Here is an 18,686-nt window from a genome sequence, read left to right on the forward strand (position 1 = left end):
CAGCCCGTGAGCACGAACCGTACGACCTCCGGCAGCACCACACCGGGTCCCGACCACGGCACCCGGCACGGCGCGGGTCCCGCCGTCGCGATCCTCCGCGGCGGCACCGGCGACCACGTCGAGGCGGTCGTCGAGGCCCTGGTGGGAACCGGCGTCCGGGCGATCGAGCTCACCACGAACACGCGACGGTGGCGCGAGGGCACCGCCTGGACCGCACGACGGTTCGGCGGTGACGTCTCGGTCGGGGTGGGCACCGTGCTGGAGCCCGAGCAGGTCGACGAGGCCGCCGAGCTCGGGGCGTCCTTCGTCGTCAGCCCGCACCTCGACCCGGCGATCGGCGGACGCGCCCACGACCTCGGACTCGGGTGGTACCCGGGTGCAGCGACCCCGACCGAGATCGTGCGGGCGTGGCGGCTCGGCGCCCGCGCGGTGAAGGTCTTCCCGGCGGCGCAGCTCGGCGGCCCCGCGTACCTGCGGCAGGTGCTCGCTCCGCTCGACTTCGTCGACGTCGTCCCGACCGGCGGGATCGGGGTCGACGACGCCGCCGACTACCTGGCGGCCGGGGCGGTGGCCGTCGGACTCGGTTCGCCCCTGGTCGGCGACGCCCTGTCCAGCGGGGACGTCGATGCCGTGCGGTCCCGCGCCGGACGGCTCCTCGCGGGACTCGCCCGGTGACCACGCCGGACGCCGGTGCGGCGGTCCTGCTCCGCGGCGGGTCGGTCGTCGGTCCGGACGGACTCCACCGCGCCGACGTGCTCGTCGACGGCGGCCGGGTCACCGCGGTCGACACGGGGCTGCATGCGCCCGACCACGCGAGCACGATCGACTGCGGTGGGCGCGTCGTCCTCGCTGGGGCGGTCGACGCGCACGCGCACGCCGGGTCGCGGGTCTTCGACGAGGACGTCCAGCTCGCCCTGCTCCGACAGGGCGTCACCACCATCGTCACCGGCCAGGACGGCGTCGGTCCGGCCCCCGGTGACGGGACGTGGGCGGACCGGTACTTCGCGGCGATCGACGGTCCGCACCCCCGGTACCGCGGCGACGGCATCGCGGGCCTCCTCGCGACGTACGACGGCACCACGCCGGTCAACGTCGCGACCCTCGTGCCCGCCGGCACCGTCCGGCACGAGGTCGTCGGCGACGAGGACCGCCCCGCGACCGCCGAGGAGACCGCCGCGATGCGGGCGCTCGTCCGCCGCGGGCTCGCCGACGGGGCGCTCGGGCTGGCCTCCGGGCTCGACTACGTCCCCGGGCTGTACGCCGACACCGCCGAGCTCGCCGCGCTCTGCCGGGAGGTCACGGCAGCCGACGGGATCTACGTCTCGCACGTCCGCGGCGGGTACGAGGCGAACCTGCGCGAGGGGCTCGACGAGGTCGCCGCGATCGTCCGGGCGAGCGGCGTCCGCGCGCACGTGTCGCACCTGCACGCCCCGGTCGACACCGCCCTCGGCGCGCTCGACGACCTGGCGGCCCACGGGGTCGCCCTGACCTTCGACGCCTACCCGTACTCGCGCGGGTGCACCATCCTGTCGATGCTGCTGCTCCCCGCCGCGCTCGCCCGTCCCGGTACCGACGACCTGGCCCGCGCGGTCGCCGACGCCGACGGACGTGCACGGGTCCGCGCCGCCGTGCTCGAGCGGGTGACCGCGCGGCCGGACCTCGGACCGGGCTGGGCCGACCAGGTCACCCTGTCGCACGTGCCGTCCCCCGCGCACCACGACCTGCAGGGCAGGACCCTGACCGAGGCGGCCGCCCTGCGTCGCACCGAGCCCGTCGAGCTGGCGATCGACCTGCTCGTCGCCGCCGCGCTGCAGGTCACGGCGATCATGCGGGTGCCGCACCCCCGCTCCCCCGCGGACCTCGCGCCGCTCGTCCGGCACCCCGGGCACACCGCGGGGTCGGACGGCATCCACGTCGGCACGCACCCACACCCCCGCGCCTCCGGCACCGTCGCGCGGTACCTCGGCGACTTCGTGCGCGCCGGGCTGCTGACCTGGCCCGAGGCGCAGCGCCACCTGTCCACCACCGCCGTCGAGCACCTGCGGCCCGGCGACCGCGGGACGGTGCGTGCCGGTGCGGTCGCCGACCTCGCGGTCGTCGACCCCGAGCGGGTGGCCGCGCGCTCGACCTACGACGACCCCACGGCCACCGCGGACGGGACCGACGACGTCCTGGTCGCCGGCGTCCCGGTGCTCCGGCACGGCGAGCTGACGGGCGCGACCCCCGGCACGGGGATCCGGCGCGGCGGCGCGCCAGCACCCCGCGGGGTCGCGCCCGCGTGAGGTTCCGTTCAGGGACCGGGACGCGGGCGGACGGTCAGGAGGCGCTCGGCAGCACCGCGACGACGTCGATCTCCACGAGGATGCCGGCCAGGTGCGACTGGACGGTCGTGCGCACCGGGTACGGCTCCGAGAAGTGCTTCGCGTACTCCGCGTTGAAGGCCGCGAAGTCGCGGTCCGAGTGCTCGAGGTGGACCGTCGACTTGACGACGTCGTCGAGGGTCGCGCCGTGCTCGGCGAGGACGGCGGCCACGTTGGCCAGCACCTGGGCGGTCTGACCGGCGACGTCGTCCGCCATCGCGCCGGTCGACGGGTCCTGCGGTCCGAAGCCCGCGGTGTAGAGGAACCCGTTCGCCACGATCCCCTGGCTGTACGGGCCGGCCGGAGCCGGGGCGTTCTCGGTGACGATGGCGGTCTTCGGCACGGTGGCTCCTCGTGGGTCGTCGGACGTGGCCCGGCAGCGCGGGGTCGGCGGCACGACCTCCGCGATCGTGGTCCCGTCCCGTCGGGCGCGAGCCTCCAGGCTAGGACCGGCCACGCCACGGAGGCCGACCACCCGCCGGGGTCGTTCCGGTCTGCAGAACGCCGTGACGTGCCTCCCGGCCGTCGTCGGCACGTGCCGGAGGGTGCCAGACAAGCCTCGGTACGCTCGTGTCGTGCCCACCACGAGCCCTGCGCCCGCCGGAGCGCACCGGTGAGCCGCACCGACGGCGCCGTCACCGGGACGCTCGCGAACGGTCGACGACGCATCGTCGACCTGGCGACGAGCCTGCCCGTGTGGGCCGCGGTCCTGCTCGTCTGGGGCGGCGGCCGTCTCGTGTCCACGGTCTGGCTGGCGCTCGCCTACCCGCTGATGGCCAGGGCGATGCCGGACAACGCCATCTGGGGGAACGAGCACGGCTTCGGGTCCTTCCTGACGGCGTGGGACGGGCAGTACTACGAGCAGATCTCCGTGCACGGCTACCCGAGCACGCTGCCCCTCGACGCCGCCGGGCACGTCGCCCAGAACGCCTGGGCCTTCCTGCCGGCGTTCCCCTTCGCCATCCGGATGCTGACGGCCTCGACCGGGGTGCCGTTCACGGTGGGCGCACCGCTCGTCGCCCTGGCCGCCGGGCTGGTCGCGACGTTCCTGCTGCACCGCTTGGTGAGTGACCGCGCGGGGAACGCCGCGGGCATGTGGGCGGTCTTCTTCTTCACGTGCGGCCCACTGTCGTTCCTGCTCCAGGTCGGGTACGCGGAGAGCACCTTCCTCGCACTGACGTTCGGTGCCCTGCTCGCGCTCGAGCGGCGTCGGTACGGCCTGCTGACGGTGCTCGGGGTCGTCGCCGCGTTCACGCGTCCGGGTGCGCTCGCGCTGCCGCTGCTGCTCGGGGTCGTCGCACTGGTCCGCTGGGTGCGGGCACGACGGGCGGCTGCCGGCACCGGTGTGCGGTCGCTCGACGCCTTCCCCGTGGCGGAACGCGTGCGGGTCGTGGTCGCGGGCGTGGTGATGGCGGCTGCGGGGCTGGCGTGGCCGGTCGTCGCGGCGCACGTCACCGGGCGGCCCGACGCGTACCTCGAGACCGAGATGTCCTGGTGGGTCAACTTCATCGGGCGGGTCGAGTTCACGCCGATGACGCCCTGGTTCTTGATCGCGGGCCGGTGGCTCGGGGTCGGCGGGGTCCTCATCGTGGTGTTCCTGCTCGTGGCGTACCCGGTCTGGCTGCTGCGCCGGTCGACCCGGGCGCTCGGCTCCACGACGGTGCTGTACTCCGCCGCCTACGCGCTCTACATCTTCGCGGTGTCGCTGCCGATGGCGTCGACGCCCCGGCTCCTCATGCCGCTCGCGCCGCTGTTCGGCTCCCCCGAGCTCGTCGCCCGGCCGTGGATGCGCTGGACGTTCGTGAGCTGTGCACTGCTCGGGCAGCCGGTGCTCGTCGCCGTGCTCTGGTTGCTCGGCCCGCCCTGACCGCGACCCGGACGCAGAGCTGGGGGCTGAGGCCGGGGGTCGCAGAACGGAACGTCGGCGACTGCTCGCAGGGCTGTACCGCTGCGAGGAGCCGCCGACGTTGCGTTCTGCGGAGGGAGGGGTGATCGGGTGCTAGAGCTCGACGGTGCCGTGGTGCCCGGTGTCGGGCTGGCTCTGCTTGCCGAGCGCGGCCTTCAGCGTCTGCACCAGGCTGCCGACGGGGCCGGTGTCCTGCGTCCAGTACTCGACCGAGTCACCCTCGACGGTCAGCAGACGGATGGTGGGGTCCTGCCGGCCCTGGGGGAACCAGGCCTCGGCGAACGGTGACCACAGTTCGTCGATCACGGACTCGTCGCGGGTGACCGTGGCCGTGCCGGCGATCGACAGGTACCCGCCCTGTGACTCGATGGCGACGTTGACGTGCGGGTTGCGCGCGATGTCCTCCACCTTCTCGCTGCCGTCCTGCACCAGGAAGCGCAGGGTCCCGTTGAACGCCTTGTCCTGCACGGCGAGGGGACGGGCGTGCAGGTTGCCGTCGTCGCTGACGGTGGTGAGCAGGGCGGTTCGGGCGCCGTGGACGATGTCCGAGATGGCTGCGCGGTGGTCTGCCTGCGTGTCGGTCATGATGCTCCTGTTCGTCGTGCGCCCCGTTGTGCTCGACGTCCGGCCGGGCACTGCCCGGGCGCGTTCCGTTCCCGCCAGTGTGCCCCTCGTCGCTGGGACCTGCCCGGCGCGGCACGGGTGGCCCCGGAGCGGACGGCGCGGGCTCGAGCGGCGCCCCGGGCGGGACCGGGCACACCGGGCGGGAACGGGCACACCGGGCGGGAACGGGCACACCGGGTGCTCCGGGAACGGCAGGTACGCCCGGAACGACCAGGTACCGCGGTCGTCACGGGAAGGAACGGGCACGCGCACACTCGCGGAGCGCCCGATCGCGGGGCGGGCGTCAGGCGGCGGGCTCGCGGATCGTCGTCTCGACGTCGACGACCTGCGGGACGCGCGGCATCGAGGCGAAGCCGAAGGCCACGGGTGGGTCGAGCGGGGCGAGTGTGCCGAGCGGCTCCCCCGCCCAGGACCCCGAGACGGCCGTGACGTCGTGCGCCCCGGTCACGCCGTAGTACTCGCGACGGCCACCTCCGGCGGTGCCGGCGGTCCCCGCGCCGGGAGCGACGAGTCGTGCGACGGGGTCGATCACGCTGAGCCACCGGGGGTCGCGCGCGATCGGCTTCGGCACGATGCGGAGCACCCGCCCGAGCGGGGAGATCGTCCCGACGTCGATCGAGGCACGGAGCGGGCCGGCGTCGAGCTCGAGCCCGCGCGCTGTCCGCCGGGCGCTGACGTCGACCACGGAGACGGTGTCGAACCGGTAGGTGCCGGAGACGTACGCGGCGACGATCTCGTCCGGCGCGAGCAGCACGCTCGACCCGTCGGGATGCTCCACGAAGACGTCCGTGAAGGCCCCGAACGGCGACCGCTCCCACATGCCGACGACGAACCGCACGCCGGACGTCGTGCCGACGCCCATGATGCGACCACGGAACCGACGCTCGACGATCTCGGGACGGGGTGACATGCCCTGGACGGTACCCGGCGCTGCCGTGAGCCGGCGTGGCGAGCGCGGGGCGGGCCTCCCGGCCGGATGCCTGCCCGTGCCGCTGCCCTGCTGCTGCTGCTGCGGAGCGGAGCGTGACGCGGAAGCGACAGACTGCGCCGGAACATCGGCGCACATCTGTCGCTTCCGTGGAAGGAACGGACCGACCCCCTACGGCACCGGTACCGGCTCGGCGAGCAGCTCGCGCACCCGCGGCGCGACCCGCGTGCCGTAGAGCTCGATCGACCGCATCATGTCCTCGTGCGGCAGACGGCCCGTCGCGTAGCGCATGTCGAAGCGCGAGACGCCGAGGATCCGCATGTTGCGCGCGATCTTCCGCGCCACCGTCTCCGGCGACCCGACGTACAGCGACCCGCCCGCGGACAGCCCGGCCTGGTACTGCGCGGCGTCCAGGGGCGGCCAGCCGCGCTCGCGGCCCAGACGGTCGGTGACGGCCTTGTGGTACGGCCAGTACCGCTCGGCGGCCTCCTCGTCGGTCTCGGCGACGAAGCCCGGCGAGTGCATCGCGATGGGCTGCTGCGGGAGCTCGAGCTGCGCCAGCGCCTGGCGGTAGAGCCGCGAGAACGGGGCGAACTGTGCCGGCTGCCCGCCGATGATCGCGAGGAACAGCGGCAGGCCGTACGACGCCGCGCGGATCACGGACTGCGGCGAACCACCGACGCCGACCCACGTCGGGATCGGGCCGTGCTCGAGCTTCGGGAAGACGTCCTGGTCGACCAGGGCCGCGCGCTTCGTGCCGGACCACGTGACGGCGTCCCCGCCGCGCAGGGCGTTCCAGAGCTGCAGCTTCTCCTCGAACAGGACCTCGTAGTCCGACAGGTCGTAGCCGAACAGGGGGAACGACTCGGTGAAGGACCCGCGGCCGAGGATGACCTCGGCGCGACCGTCGGACAGGGCGTCGACCGTGGCGAAGCGCTCGTACACGCGGACCGGGTCGTCCGACGACAGCACGGTGACGGCGGAGCCCATCCGGATGCGTTCGGTGCGGGCGGCGATCGCAGCGAGGACGACCTCGGGGGCACTGACCACGAAGTCCTCACGGTGGTGCTCCCCGACGCCGATGAAGTCGATGCCGACCTGGTCGGCGAGCACGGCCTGGTCGACGACGTCGCGGATGCTCTGCGCGTCGGACCGCAGGGATCCGTCGGCACGCTCGGTGACGTCGCCGAAGGTGTCGAGGCCGAGCTGCACCGGTCCGATGCGCTCGGGTGCGGGCGGCGGCACGTCCGAGGGACGGCCGGTGCCGAATGCGTTGCTCATGTGCGCCTCCTGGTCGATGCGTTTGCATAAAACTACCACGTTCTGCAGGAGTCGACCAGCCCTCGCGCGTACGGTCCCGCGCATGGCGAACATCCCCGACCAGACCGGCCGCCGCATCGTCGTGACCGGCGCGAACAGCGGCACGGGCAAGGAGACCGCGAAGCGCCTCGCCGGCGCCGGCGCGAGCGTCGTGCTCGCCGTCCGCACCACCGCCAAGGGCGAGGACGCGGCCACCGAGATCCGGCAGGAACACCCGGGCGCCGACCTCGAGGTGCGCGAGCTCGACCTCGCCGACCTCGGCAGCGTCCGCCGGTTCGCCGCGGGGATCGCCGACGAGGACCGTCCGCTCCACGTCCTGGTGAACAACGCCGGCGTGATGGCCCCGCCTGAGCGCTTCGAGACCGCCGACGGCTTCGAGCTGCAGTTCGGCACGAACTTCCTGGGGCACCTGGCGCTGACGAACCTGCTGCTGCCGACGCTGCTCGGCTCGGCCTCGGGCAGCGACGACCCGCGACCACCGCGCGTCGCGACGATGTCGAGCCTCGCCGCGATCCCCGGCAGCATCCGCTTCACCGACCCGCAGTGGGAGCACGGCTACAACGGCTGGCGCGCCTACGCCCAGTCGAAGCTCGCCGACCTGCTCCTCGCCCTGCACCTGCACCGCCTGTCCGTCGAGCGGGACTGGCCCCTCGTCAGCACGGCGGCGCACCCCGGGTACACCCGCACGAACCTGCAGTCCGCCGGGCGTTCGCTCGGCCGCGACCGGCCGGTGCGGGCCAGCGACCGCGCACTCCCCTTCACGCAGGCGGTGGAGCAGGGCGCGGAGCCGCTGCTCTACGCCGCCGTCGGTCCGGCAGCGGTCGGCGGCGCCTACTACGGGCCGTCCGGGTTCGGCGGCCTGACCGGTCCGACCACGACCGTGTCGGTGCCGCGGTCGGCCCGCAGCGCGGACCTCGCCCGCTCGCTGTGGGCGGTCGCGGAGGACCTCACCGGCACGCGCGCGCCCGCCTGACCGTCGGCGCACCGCGGCGTCGCGACACATCGGCCGGGAGGCGCCACCCGCCTCCACCCCGTCGGCGTCAGAACCGCACGTGGTCCCGCGCGAACGCGGCGATCACCCCCGCCTCGAGGGCGCGCTGCCCACGGGCGGTCGGGTGCACGTCGTCGGACTGCATCCACTCCGGGTGGCCGGACAGCGGCTGCCCGATGTCGACGTAGGTGCCGCCGTCGCGCCGGATCGCCCGGTGCAGCGCGTGCGAGATCGTCGCGAGCTGCGCCGGCGGTGCCTGCTCGTTCCACACGGCGCTCAGCCCGACCACCCGGGCCTCGGGCAGGTCGCGGTGGACCAGGGCCACGAGCTGGTCGGTGGCGCTCGTCACCTGCGCGTCGTCCTCGCCCAGGTCGTTGGAGCTCGCCTGTACGAAGACCACCCGGGGTCGCAGGTCGACCGCGCGCTTCACGAGTCCCGGGTACGCGCTGGCGCACTCGTCCTGGTCCCCCTCGGCCACGACCCCGGCGCCGTCGCACGACAGGTTCGTGAGCTGCCACCGTTCGGTCCGGGCGAGGAGCGCCGGCCAGGCCTGCTCCGGTGTCAGCCCGTGGCCGCCGCTCACCGAGTCTCCGATCACGACGATCCGCTCCCCCGGGGCGTGGTCCCAGGCGCGGCCGGTCGCGCTCGGCGACGGTGCCGCGGCCACCGAGGAGTCCTCGCTGCACCCGACGAGGGCGAGTGCGGTCAGGGCGGCGAGCGCCGTCGCGACGACGGCTCGGCCGCGGGGACGGCGGCGTGGGGCGGGGCTGCCGTCGCCCGCCGGGGTGTGCGGGGACGGCCGTGCGGTCGGGGTCACGACGGGGACCGTACGCCGCCCGGCCACGACCGGACCGCTCGGTGCGCTGCTGCTCCTCACAGCATCGGGGATCCTCGGGCGGCGGCGCCGGGTCGTGCCTCAGGCGCGGTGCAGCTCGACCGAGCCGTCGAGGCGCCCCGGGTGGGCGAGCCGGGCGTGCTGCAGCACCGTCCGACCGGGCGCGACCGCGGCGGCGACGACCGACAGCGTCGCGACGTGTCCGTCCGGCTCGACCGCGTCGCGGAGGATCGCGTCCGGGTGGTCGGACGGCAGGGTCGAGGACTCCGCGAGCACGCCGAACCACCCGCTCCAGCCGTCACCCGCGTCCTCGCCGTGGTCGACCGTGCGGAGTTCGTCGAAGGGACCGAGGACGGGCGGGCCGGTCGGTGCGGGGGCGCTGCGGAAGGCCTCGAGCCACCGACCGATGCGCGGTGCCGCGGGGTCGTCGGGTGCGCCGTGGGTGACCATGTGCACGCCGGGCCCGAGCTCGCTCGTCCGGACCGCCGTGCCGTCCCACGTGTCGACGGCGGCACCGTCGGCCGTGGCGCGGACGAGGTTGAACGCCCGGGTGGTCGGGAGCGCGCCGTCGTGATCCGGTGCCGCGCCGGTCAGGGCGTCGAGCGGCAGCACCCCGCGGGTCGTCCACGTGCCGTCCGCACTCGGCACGGGCTCCGCGCGGTTCAGCACGACGGCGAGTCCCGCGGTGTCCGAGGCCGCGAGCCAGGCGCCGCCGGCGGACCGGTCGCGGACGCCGCGTACGGTCGGGTCGAGCTCGGGCCACCAGGCGGCGGGCGGGTCCCAGGGCCGGTCGGGCGACTCGTCGCGGAGGGCCAGCACGGTGACGGGCCACGCGGCGGCGGGGTCGACGCGGACGACGACGGTGCACATGGGCTCGATCCTCGCACGGCCGTCCGGGTAGCGTGACCGACGTGGATGCTGCAGCAGGTCGCCGTCTGTCCGTCGTCGTCGGGATCACCGGGGGCATCGCCGCCTACAAGGCCGTCGGGGTGGTCCGCGACCTCGTCAAGCGCGGCCACGACGTGCACGTCGTCCCGACCGAGGGTGCGCTCCGCTTCGTCGGCCTGCCGACGCTCGAGGCGCTGAGCCGGAACCCCGTCACGACGAGCGTGTGGGACGACGTCGCCGAGGTACGCCACGTGGCGCTCGGACGCCGGGCGGACCTCGTCGTCGTGGCGCCGGCGACCGCGGACTCGCTGGCGCGCATGGCGCACGGCCTGGCCGGGGACCTGCTCGGGACGACCCTGCTCGCGACCGAGGCGCCCGTGGTCGTCGCCCCCGCGATGCACCCGCAGATGTGGGAGCACCCGGCGACGCGCGCGAACCTGCGCACCCTGCGCGACCGGGGCGTGCACGTCGTCGGACCGGTGGTCGGTGCGCTCACGGGCGACGACGCCGGGATCGGCCGGATGGCGGAACCCGAGGACATCACGGCCGCGGCGCTGGCGGTGCTCGACCGCCCGGCGGAGGCAGGGCGACGGGACCAGGGCGGGGCGGGCCTCCCGGCCGGTGCCGTGGCGGGGACGGGTGCCGGTGCTGCGGCGACGGGCGCACGGGGCGACCAGGGCGACCTCGCCGGGGTGCGGGTCGTCGTCAGCGCCGGTGGGACGCGGGAGCCGTTCGACCCGGTGCGCTTCGTCGGCAACCGGTCGAGCGGACGCCAGGGGGTCGCGATCGCCGCGGACGCCGTCCGACGCGGCGCGACGGTGACGCTCGTCGCCGCGAACGTGGACGCCGGGCTCACCGCGGGTCTCGGGGCGACGGTGGTGCCGGTCGGGTCCGCCCGGGAACTCGCCGACGCGGTGCAGGCCGCGGCGGTCGACGCCGACGTGGTGGTGATGACCGCCGCGGTCGCCGACTACCGACCGGCCGAGGTCCGACCGGACAAGCTGAAGAAGGACGAGCAGGGCGACACCATGACGCTCGAGCTCGTCCGCAACCCGGACGTGCTCGCCGACCTCGTGCGCGCGCGCCGCACCGGGCAGATCGTCGTCGGGTTCGCGGCGGAGACCGAACCCGACCGCGAGGCCCGGATAGCCCTCGGCCGCGCCAAGATCGCCCGGAAGCCGGCCGACCTGCTCGTCGTCAACCACGTCGGGTGGGACGCGGGCTTCGAGCGCGAGGAGAACGCGATCGAGGTGCTCGTGCCCGGTGGCGAGGTCGTCCGGGAGACCTCCGGCAGCAAGGCCGACGTCGCCGCGGCGGTGCTCGACCTCGTCGCGACCGCGCTGACCTGAGCGACGCCCGGCACCCGCACGGGCGGCGGCGTGCACGATGGGGCCATGCGACGACGCGAGCGCTCCCGACGCGCCACCCGGACCGCCACCGTGCTCGCCGTGCTCCTCGGCGGGGCCGGTGTCACGCACTTCCTGCGCCCGCGCGGCTACGACCGGATCGTGCCGGAGGGACTCCCGCCGCGCCTGACCACGGTCGTGTCCGGCGTGGCCGAGCTCGGCATCGCCGCCGGGCTCGCCGTCCCGGCCACCCGACGGGCGTCCGGCTGGGCGGCCGCGGCGCTGTTCCTCGCGGTGTTCCCCGCGAACGTCAAGATGGCCGCCGACCTGCTCGACAGCCCGCGCGCCGGTCGCGTCGCACGACTGGTCGGCGTCCTGCGGCTGCCGCTGCAGGCCCCGCTCGTCGCCTGGGCCGTGCGCGTCGGTCGACACGCGCCGCGTCGATGACCGAGGCGGTCGCCCGGCGAGCTGCCGTCCCGCTCGTGCACCGTCCGGTCGCCGTGCACGCGTGGGAGGACATCGTCTTCGCGCACTGGCGGCGGGACCCTGCGTCGCTCGCCCGGCTCGTGCCGCGGGGCACGCGACCCGACGTGGTCGACGGGAGCGCCTGGGTCGGCCTGACCGCCTACGTGTTCCGCGAGACGGCCGTCCCACCGTTCCCGCCCTCGCGGCGACTCGGGTCGATGACCGAGGTCACGATCGAGATCCCGACCGTCGACACCAGGGGGCGCCACGGCATCGTGTACCGCACGGTCGACACCGGCCACGTGCCCGCCATCGTCGCGGCGAACACCCTGCTCGGCGTGCCGTACACGTTCTCGCACGTCCGGGCGACCCGTCGCGGGGACGCCCTCGACCACCGCTCCGTCCGGCACCCGGCCCGTGCGGCGCACCCGGTGCGGTGGGCTCGGGAGCTCGTGCGGGCCCGCCAGCCGAGCCCGCCGCGACCACGCCCGCGGCACGACGCCGTCGTCCGGGTCACCGCCGGTGAGGTGGTGGACACGCCGCTCGCCGCCGCACTCACCACCCGCGCCGGCATCCACGCGCGACACCTGGCGCAGACACTGTTCTGGCAGCGCCAGCACGCGCCGCTGACGGTCCGTGCCGCCCGGCTCGAGCGGCTCGAGGGCGACCTGCCGGACGCCGTGGGCCTGCCCGGGCTGTTCGACCGGGAGCCCGACTCGTTGCTCGTCGTGGACGCCACGACGGTGCGGTACGCGTGGGGCGAGGTCGTGCGGTGAGCGTCGACGGGGACGCAGTCGACCGGCAGGACCGCGACCGGTACGACCTCGACCGCTTCGTGCGCGCGCAGGAGGGCGTGCACGAGCAGGCACTGGAGGAGCTCGCGGCAGGCCGGAAGCGGTCGCACTGGATGTGGTTCGTGTTCCCGCAGCTCGCCGGGCTCGGACGCAGCGCGACGGCGCAGCGGTACGCGATCGAGGGGCTCGCCGAGGCGCGGGCGTACCTGGCGCACCCCGTGCTCGGACCCCGACTGCTCGAGGCCGTCAGGACCGCGGCAGCTGCTCCGGCGCGGAGCGCGGACGATCTGTTCGGCGGGATCGACGCGCTGAAGGCCCGCTCGTCGATGACGCTGTTCGCCCGGGCCGCGGTGGACCCGGCACCGTTCCGCGCGGTCCTCGACCGGTGGTTCCACGGCACCGAGGACCCGCTGACGGTCCGGCTCCTCGACGAGGCCTGAGCACCGGCGCCGCCCCCGCGACGCGTGACGGACGACCGTTCACATATCAGGTACGGTGATCACGCGCCGACACCGACCGGTTCCGGCGTCCCACACCGTCCACCGAGAACGAGGACACCCGCATGCCGGTCCCCAGCAGCGCCCCCACCGAGCACCAGCTGCTCCGCGACACCGTCCGCCACAAGATCCACGCCGCGATCATGGACGGCACGCTGGAGCCCGGCGAACGGCTGAACGACGACGAGCTCATCGCCTGGCTCGGTGTCTCCCGCACCCCGATCCGCGAGGCCCTCAGCCAGCTCGCCCGCGCCGGTCTCATCGAGATGGCTCCGAACCGCTACACCCGGGTCACCACGCCGAAGGCCGAGGAGGTCGTCGAGGCCATGCAGACCCTCGGGGTGCTGTTCGGCGGGGTCGTCCGACTGGCCGTCCCCCGGCTCACGGCGTCGACCCGGAAGAAGATCCTCGCGCAGCTGGACCGGACGATCACGGAGCTCGACGCCCACGACGTCCCTGCCGTGAACCACGACGCCCTGTCCGTCTTCGGGCTCTACGTCGACGCCTGCGGCAACGAGAACCTGCAGCGGGTGTGCCGCGACACGATGGACGGGCTCGCCTTCCGCCTGCGCCTGCCGAACCTCGACGAGCTCATCGACTGGGACCAGCTGACCGCGGACTTCCGGCGCCTGCGTGACGCGACCGAGAGCGGCGACAACGTGGCCGCCGAGCTGGCGACCGAGGCGATCCACCTGCTCCCGGGCGAGAAGCAGCACCGTCCGAGCTGAGCGAACCTGTCACTCCGTACAGGAACGCCCGCTCCGGACCACGGAGCGGGCGTCCGTGTACTCGGCGACGGCGGCCCGCCCGGCGCTCGGCAACGGTGCTGCCCGCACCGGTAGCATCGCTCCGACCACGGTCGAACCGCCTCGACCCGACGACCCGGGAGCCCCGCATGAGCCACCGCCAGCCGGACCGCACGGAGATCGCCGCACGCCTGGCCGCGGCGGTCGGGCGCATCAACCGTCGCGCCCGCACCGACTCGGCCTCGCTCGGGTACGGACTCGTCTCCGCGCTCGCCACGATCCAGACCGAGGGACCCCTGCGCCCGGGCGACCTGTCGCGGATCGAGGTGGTCACGAAGCCGACCATGACGCGCATCCTGACCGAGCTCGAACAGCGCGGGTTCATCGAGCGCGAGGCCGACCCGACGGACGGTCGGGCGTTCATGGTGTCGGCGACCCCGGCCGGGATCGCGGCCGTCGAACGGGCCCGCTCGGACCGCACCGGCATCGTCGCCGGACTCATCGCCGACCTACCGGTCGAGGACGTCGACGCGATCGCCGCGGCCCTCGGCGCGCTCGAGCGGATCGGTCAGGGCGAGCGCACCCAGGAAGCTCCCAGCTCCGGTAGCTGAACCGGCCGATGGCCGACCGTTACCGAACCGTTACCGAGGGGTGGACAGACGGTTCTGCCAGTCCTCCTGGACGGGCCGTCCAGGCTGACACGTCATCGTGACGACTTCGCCCGAGCAGGCGGCCACCAGGTCGCCCAGCGGCGGACGGACGGGCCCCACACCACCGTCCGGTCCTCCCCCGGCTCGCGGCTCCCCCACGACGGCCGTCCCGACGGTCGTGCACGCTCCCCCACACCCGCGTGCCCGATCCGGCGTGCCCGGGAGTCGCCCTCCAGCCGGCCGACCACCGGAACCGATGACGCGAAACACCCCCGAACCACCCAGCACGACCGCACCCGGCACAACCGCACTGAGCACGACCCGACCCGGCACGACCGCGACGGACCCGACCACCGCGACCACCCGACGCCAGGCGCTCGACACCCCGAGCCGCCGCGTCCGCCGCGCGCTCCGCAGCCGGTCCGCCCTCGTCGTCGGCGGAGCGGCAGCCGTCGCCCTCGTCGGCGGCCTCGCGACCGTCGGCGCGCAGCCGGCGATCGGCGAGGCGATCGGCATGCCCTCGGCGAGCGCCACGAGCACCCCCGCGCTGCACGGCGCGGACCTCGATCGCGCTCAGGCCGCCGCGACCATCGCGACCGCCCGCACGGTGCTCGCCGACGCGAACGACAAGACCGACACGAGCGCCCTCGAGCGCCAGGTGCACGCGCTGTCGGACTACCGCAGCATGTCCGGCTCCGCGATCACCACCCACATCGCATCGACCGTCGACGCCACGACGCAGGTCGCCGACCAGAGCGCGTCGCAGGACAAGGCGGACGCCGATGCGGCGGCAGCAGCGGCGGCGAAGGCACAGGCCGACGCCGAGGCGAAGGCCGTCGCCGAGCGTGCAGCGGCGGAGGCCGCCGCGGCAGCCGAGCGCCAGGCCGCCGCGAACACGGTCGCCGGGGCCAAGGCCACCGCGTCCTCGATGGCGGCGTCGCAGTACGGCTGGGGCTCCGCACAGTTCCGGTGCCTCGACAGCCTCTGGACCAAGGAGTCCGGGTGGGACTACCAGGCGGTCAACCCGAACGGTGGCGCGACGGGCATCCCGCAGGCGCTCCCCGGATCGAAGATGGGCACCGTCGCGGCGGACTGGCGGACCAACGCCACCACGCAGATCACGTGGGGGCTGCAGTACATCAGCGCGGCCTACGGCACGCCCTGCGCGGCCTGGGCCCACTCGCAGGCGACCAACTTCTACTGAGCCGCGAGCGGGTGACGGTCGTCACCACCTGACGGACGGGAGGCACGGTGCCAGCGGGTGCCGTGCCTCCCGTCCGTCACGTGGTCCGCCCGACACGTGATCCATCGGTCCCGCGTGTCGTCCCGTCGTGCGGTCGGGCCGGTCCGATCAGCCGACGCGCGCGATGCGCACGTCCACGCGGCCGAGCACGAGGCCGCGCTCACCGGCGATGCGGAGTGCCGCGTCATGCGCCGCACGCGCTGCGACCCGGGCGGGCACCGATCCGTCGGTGCCGACGACGACGCGCAGGACGTCGTCGTCGAGCACGACCCGGGTCACCGGTGCACGCGAGGCGATCCGGCGGGCGGACTCGACCGCGCTGCCGAGCGTCGGCTTCGCGCGGTACAGGTCGGTCACTCCGGGTGCCGCCAGGACGGCCTCCTCGATCGCCGCGGCCGTTGCGTCGTCCAGGCTCATGCGGGGTCCTCCTCGTCGATGGCGCCGGGCGCACCGGGCACCGCTCCGTCGTCGTGCCGCGGAGGGAGCGGGGGCAGGAGGTCCCGGACCCGCACGTCGACTGCCTCGACCACCAGGTCGGTCTGCTCGGCGAGGGTCTCGGCGACGGCCTGGCGGACCTGCTCGGCGGTGGCGTGGATGGGCGTCCCGGCCCGGATCGCCAGCTCGACCAGCACCCGGACGGGCGCGTCGAGCAGGGTCACGTCGCCCTTGAGCGAGCACCGGGCGATCACGACGCCGGGCACGACGTCGCCGGCTGTCCGCACCAGCGACCGGATCGCGCCCTCGGTCATCACGGGGCGCTCGGTCGGCACCGACGGCCGGAGCGGGACGTCCCGACCGGCTCGGGCCTCGAGCGAGATGTTCGCCAGCACACCGCCGATCCACGACTCGTCGGCCGGTGCCTCCTGCTCAGCTGCGGCGTCGAGCGAGCCGAGGGACGACTGCCGGAGCCGGACCAGGGCGGCGAGGGCGTTCTGGCACGCGGCTGAGTCGTCGATGCTCGGGTCGGCAGGCAGCATCCCGGCGTCCAGGTAGTCCGCGAGCTCGTCGATGGTGTGGCCGTCGAGGTCCTCGGGTTCCAGGGCGTCGAGGCGCACGTCGCCCGGCTGCACGTCCTCTGGCTGCACGTCGTCCGGCTGCGCGTCGTCTGGTGCGGTCATCGCCATGCCTCCATGAGACGGATCATGTTCTTCCTCGCGCGCGAGAGCAGTCCCCGCACCGTCGACACCGGCAGGTCGAGTTCCTCGGCGATGTCCTCGTACCGGTACTCGAGCACCTCCTTCATCACCCAGCACCGCCGCTGCGCCTCGGGCAGCTCGGCCAGGGCGGTCTCGACGGCCTCCTCGCGGGACCGGGCCTCGGCGACCCGCTCCGGGGCGTCGTCCCGCGGCGCCTCGACCTCGAGCTCGGTGACGTCGAGGTGCTCACGCCGGGCACGGATGCGGTCGATGCACTTGCGGCTGAGGATGCGCATGAGCCACGACTTGACCTTGGCGCCGTCCTCGAGCGCGTCGAGGCGGCCCCACGCGGTGATGAAGGTCTCCTGCACGACGTCGTCGAGTTCGTCGGTCGATCCGAGGGTGCGCCGCGCGTAGGCGCGGAGCAGCGGTGTGTACCGCCGGATGAGGACCTCGAACGCCCGGACGTCGCCGTCGGACGAGCGGCCCGCGAGGACGGCGTCGTCGAGGTCGGCGAGGGGCTGGTACGGCACGTCACCCTTCTACCGGTCAGTGGTGGAGGAAGTCTGGGCGGGTGGCGGCGGGGCCCGTCCCGATCACCTGCAGCGGGCCGACGGGACGGGCGCCGAGCGTCCGGACGCGCACCTGTGCCAGACCGTGTGCCGAGGGGATGCGTGCCGTCGCACTCTGGCTCGGGGACGTGCCGGGGCGTCGCAGGACGGCAGCGGCGGTGGCGCAGGTGGTGTCGGTCATGGTCGGTCTCCTCTGGTTCCACCGGTGTGACGGATCCCGGAGCCGGATCGTCACGCCTCGGGGAGATCTCCCGGGCTGCGGTCCGTCCGCCGTCTGCGTCAGGATGGGGAGCATGAGCCACATCACCGCCGTCTGCCGCGTCGACCAGCTGCTCCTCGACTCGGGCACGATCGGGATCACCGCGATCGACAAGCGTCCGGTGGACGGCCCCGTCCGCGTCCGCCCGCTCGGGCTCCACGCGGACGTGCAGGCGGACCGGAAGCACCACGGCGGCGAGGACCAGGCGGTCTACGCCTACGCCGACGAGGACGCCGCGTACTTCGCCGAGGTCCTGGGGCGCGACGTCCCGCCGGGCCTGTTCGGCGAGAACCTGCGCACGAGCGGCGTCGACGTGACCGGCGCCGTGACGGGCGAGCGGTGGCGGATCGGCGAGACGCTCGAACTCGAGGTGACGATCCCCCGGGTGCCCTGCGGCACCTTCGCGCGCCGGATGGGGATCCCCGGGTGGGTGAAGCGGTTCGCAGCGGAGAACCGTCCGGGCGCCTACCTGCGGGTCCTGCACAGCGGACCGGTGGCGGCGGGCGACCGCGTGGTCGTGACGCACCGACCGGAGCACGGCGTCACGATCGGGGAGATCTCCGCCGGGCTGTCACCCGAGCGGGCCCGTGCCGTGCTCGACTCGGGAGACCGGCTCGCCCCGAAGGTCGTCCGCGACGTCTCCAAGGTCCTCGCCCGCGGTCGCGTCTGAGTCACCGGCACGACGTCCTGCGCCGGGGTCGATCGGGCGTCGGGCCCTCGGGAGGCCGGCGACCACGAGGTCGTACGAGTTCGCGACGAGGTCCTCGACCATCGTCTCGTCGAGTCCGTCGCCCGGCGAGAGCGTGATCCAGTGCCGCTTGTCCATGTGCCACCCCGGGGTGATCTCGGCATGGTCGCGCACGAGCGCTGCCGCGTGCGGCGGCGCGCACTTGAGGTTGACGATCGGCACCCCGCGCAGCGTCGTCGCGAGGACGAACATCCGGCCGACCACCTTGTGGACGACCGACTGCTCGCCGAAGGGCTGCGTCTCCTCGACCGCGGGGAGCGCCAGGGCCGTCCGGAAGGTCACCTCGTGCAGTGCTGCGCCGTCCACCCCACCAGCATGCCGCACCGCCCCGACACGGCGGCGAGCGCGGCCACGGCGGCGAGCGCGGCCACGGCGGCG

At 74.5% G+C, this 18,686-nt stretch carries 23 protein-coding genes; 12 read left to right on the forward strand and 11 right to left on the reverse strand.

What is annotated here, in order from left to right:
* The first annotated feature begins 6 nt into the window (after nucleotides 1–6).
* Nucleotides 7–675, forward strand: coding sequence for a bifunctional 4-hydroxy-2-oxoglutarate aldolase/2-dehydro-3-deoxy-phosphogluconate aldolase (locus LCG91_RS11465; RefSeq protein WP_224441434.1), 669 nt, complete (start codon nucleotides 7–9; stop codon nucleotides 673–675).
* Nucleotides 672–2,282 carry an N-acyl-D-amino-acid deacylase family protein gene (locus LCG91_RS11470; protein ID WP_224441435.1) on the forward strand — a complete coding sequence of 537 codons (1,611 nt, stop codon included), beginning with the start codon at nucleotides 672–674 and terminating at the stop codon, nucleotides 2,280–2,282. Before LCG91_RS11465 ends, LCG91_RS11470 begins: the two co-directional genes overlap by 4 nt.
* A gap of 34 nt (nucleotides 2,283–2,316) precedes the next feature.
* Here the strand turns inward: LCG91_RS11470 and LCG91_RS11475 are convergent, their stop codons facing one another.
* Nucleotides 2,317–2,703, reverse strand: a complete 387-nt coding sequence (locus LCG91_RS11475; protein WP_058729391.1) for a RidA family protein — start codon at nucleotides 2,701–2,703, stop codon at nucleotides 2,317–2,319.
* 270 nt (nucleotides 2,704–2,973) lie between these two features.
* Between LCG91_RS11475 and LCG91_RS11480 the strand changes: the two genes are divergently transcribed.
* Complete coding sequence (locus LCG91_RS11480; protein ID WP_058729389.1) at nucleotides 2,974–4,227, forward strand: hypothetical protein; 1,254 nt, start codon at nucleotides 2,974–2,976, stop codon at nucleotides 4,225–4,227.
* Nucleotides 4,228–4,359: 132 nt separating this feature from the next.
* Here LCG91_RS11480 and LCG91_RS11485 read toward each other — a convergent pair whose 3' ends face one another.
* The 3 genes from LCG91_RS11485 to LCG91_RS11495 all read right to left on the reverse strand — a co-directional run bounded on the left by LCG91_RS11485 (nucleotide 4,360) and on the right by LCG91_RS11495 (nucleotide 7,099).
* Entirely contained in the window at nucleotides 4,360–4,851 is a 492-nt protein-coding gene (locus tag LCG91_RS11485) for a pyridoxamine 5'-phosphate oxidase family protein (protein ID WP_058730160.1), read from the reverse strand.
* Nucleotides 4,852–5,173: 322 nt separating this feature from the next.
* Nucleotides 5,174–5,800, reverse strand: coding sequence for a hypothetical protein (locus LCG91_RS11490; RefSeq protein ID WP_058730159.1), 627 nt, complete (start codon nucleotides 5,798–5,800; stop codon nucleotides 5,174–5,176).
* Between the two features lie 189 nt (nucleotides 5,801–5,989).
* A complete protein-coding gene (locus LCG91_RS11495; RefSeq protein ID WP_224441436.1) occupies nucleotides 5,990–7,099 on the reverse strand; it encodes an LLM class flavin-dependent oxidoreductase in 1,110 nt (369 codons plus the stop codon).
* A gap of 82 nt (nucleotides 7,100–7,181) precedes the next feature.
* On the opposite strand from LCG91_RS11495, the gene LCG91_RS11500 reads away from it, so the two are divergent.
* The gene (locus LCG91_RS11500; RefSeq protein ID WP_058748514.1) at nucleotides 7,182–8,111 is read left to right on the forward strand and encodes an SDR family oxidoreductase; all 930 of its coding nucleotides are present in this window, start codon (nucleotides 7,182–7,184) and stop codon (nucleotides 8,109–8,111) included.
* 67 nt (nucleotides 8,112–8,178) lie between these two features.
* On the opposite strand, the gene LCG91_RS11505 is transcribed toward LCG91_RS11500, so the two are convergent.
* Together LCG91_RS11505 and LCG91_RS11510 are read right to left on the reverse strand one after the other, a co-directional pair.
* A complete protein-coding gene (locus LCG91_RS11505; protein ID WP_224441437.1) occupies nucleotides 8,179–8,946 on the reverse strand; it encodes an SGNH/GDSL hydrolase family protein in 768 nt (255 codons plus the stop codon).
* Nucleotides 8,947–9,045: 99 nt separating this feature from the next.
* A complete protein-coding gene (locus LCG91_RS11510) occupies nucleotides 9,046–9,834 on the reverse strand; it encodes an NRDE family protein (RefSeq protein WP_224441438.1) in 789 nt (262 codons plus the stop codon).
* A gap of 65 nt (nucleotides 9,835–9,899) precedes the next feature.
* Here LCG91_RS11510 and LCG91_RS11515 point away from each other — a divergent pair, with 65 nt between their 5' ends.
* From LCG91_RS11515 to LCG91_RS11545, 7 genes are all read left to right on the forward strand, one after another.
* A complete protein-coding gene (locus tag LCG91_RS11515) occupies nucleotides 9,900–11,201 on the forward strand; it encodes a bifunctional phosphopantothenoylcysteine decarboxylase/phosphopantothenate synthase (protein WP_224443141.1) in 1,302 nt (433 codons plus the stop codon).
* Nucleotides 11,202–11,246: 45 nt separating this feature from the next.
* On the forward strand, nucleotides 11,247–11,645 hold the full coding sequence (locus LCG91_RS11520) for a hypothetical protein (protein ID WP_058729100.1): 399 nt from the start codon (nucleotides 11,247–11,249) through the stop codon (nucleotides 11,643–11,645).
* Nucleotides 11,642–12,439 (forward strand): DUF2071 domain-containing protein, encoded by a 798-nt coding sequence (locus LCG91_RS11525; protein WP_224441439.1) that lies wholly within the window; start codon nucleotides 11,642–11,644, stop codon nucleotides 12,437–12,439. Before LCG91_RS11520 ends, LCG91_RS11525 begins: the two co-directional genes overlap by 4 nt.
* Nucleotides 12,436–12,897, forward strand: coding sequence for a DUF1810 domain-containing protein (locus tag LCG91_RS11530; RefSeq protein ID WP_058748509.1), 462 nt, complete (start codon nucleotides 12,436–12,438; stop codon nucleotides 12,895–12,897). The genes LCG91_RS11525 and LCG91_RS11530 overlap by 4 nt, the downstream gene beginning before the upstream one ends.
* Nucleotides 12,898–13,019: 122 nt before the next feature.
* On the forward strand, nucleotides 13,020–13,682 hold the full coding sequence (locus LCG91_RS11535; protein WP_058729097.1) for a GntR family transcriptional regulator: 663 nt from the start codon (nucleotides 13,020–13,022) through the stop codon (nucleotides 13,680–13,682).
* A 167-nt stretch (nucleotides 13,683–13,849) separates the two neighbouring features.
* The gene (locus LCG91_RS11540; RefSeq protein WP_224441440.1) at nucleotides 13,850–14,311 is read left to right on the forward strand and encodes a MarR family winged helix-turn-helix transcriptional regulator; all 462 of its coding nucleotides are present in this window, start codon (nucleotides 13,850–13,852) and stop codon (nucleotides 14,309–14,311) included.
* A gap of 295 nt (nucleotides 14,312–14,606) precedes the next feature.
* Nucleotides 14,607–15,554, forward strand: coding sequence for a phospholipase (locus LCG91_RS11545; protein ID WP_224441441.1), 948 nt, complete (start codon nucleotides 14,607–14,609; stop codon nucleotides 15,552–15,554).
* 147 nt (nucleotides 15,555–15,701) lie between these two features.
* Here LCG91_RS11545 and LCG91_RS11550 read toward each other — a convergent pair whose 3' ends face one another.
* Genes LCG91_RS11550 through LCG91_RS11565 form a run of 4 tightly spaced genes read right to left on the reverse strand, consistent with a single transcriptional unit; the run spans nucleotide 15,702 to nucleotide 17,482 of the window.
* On the reverse strand, nucleotides 15,702–16,010 hold the full coding sequence (locus LCG91_RS11550; RefSeq protein WP_224441442.1) for a hypothetical protein: 309 nt from the start codon (nucleotides 16,008–16,010) through the stop codon (nucleotides 15,702–15,704).
* Entirely contained in the window at nucleotides 16,007–16,711 is a 705-nt protein-coding gene (locus tag LCG91_RS11555; protein ID WP_224441443.1) for an Asp23/Gls24 family envelope stress response protein, read from the reverse strand. The genes LCG91_RS11550 and LCG91_RS11555 overlap by 4 nt, the downstream gene beginning before the upstream one ends.
* The gene (locus LCG91_RS11560; protein ID WP_058748505.1) at nucleotides 16,708–17,262 is read right to left on the reverse strand and encodes an RNA polymerase sigma factor; all 555 of its coding nucleotides are present in this window, start codon (nucleotides 17,260–17,262) and stop codon (nucleotides 16,708–16,710) included. The genes LCG91_RS11555 and LCG91_RS11560 overlap by 4 nt, the downstream gene beginning before the upstream one ends.
* A gap of 16 nt (nucleotides 17,263–17,278) precedes the next feature.
* A complete protein-coding gene (locus LCG91_RS11565) occupies nucleotides 17,279–17,482 on the reverse strand; it encodes a hypothetical protein (RefSeq protein ID WP_224441444.1) in 204 nt (67 codons plus the stop codon).
* 112 nt (nucleotides 17,483–17,594) lie between these two features.
* Here LCG91_RS11565 and LCG91_RS11570 point away from each other — a divergent pair, with 112 nt between their 5' ends.
* Nucleotides 17,595–18,230 carry an MOSC domain-containing protein gene (locus LCG91_RS11570; RefSeq protein WP_224441445.1) on the forward strand — a complete coding sequence of 212 codons (636 nt, stop codon included), beginning with the start codon at nucleotides 17,595–17,597 and terminating at the stop codon, nucleotides 18,228–18,230.
* Here the strand turns inward: LCG91_RS11570 and LCG91_RS11575 are convergent.
* Complete coding sequence (locus tag LCG91_RS11575; RefSeq protein ID WP_224441446.1) at nucleotides 18,132–18,614, reverse strand: MmcQ/YjbR family DNA-binding protein; 483 nt, start codon at nucleotides 18,612–18,614, stop codon at nucleotides 18,132–18,134. The two genes, LCG91_RS11570 and LCG91_RS11575, sit on opposite strands and share 99 nt — an antisense overlap.
* Nucleotides 18,615–18,686 lie beyond the last annotated feature (72 nt).

It is taken from the genome of Curtobacterium sp. TXMA1, assembly GCF_020162095.1.
Lineage (GTDB): Bacteria > Actinomycetota > Actinomycetes > Actinomycetales > Microbacteriaceae > Curtobacterium.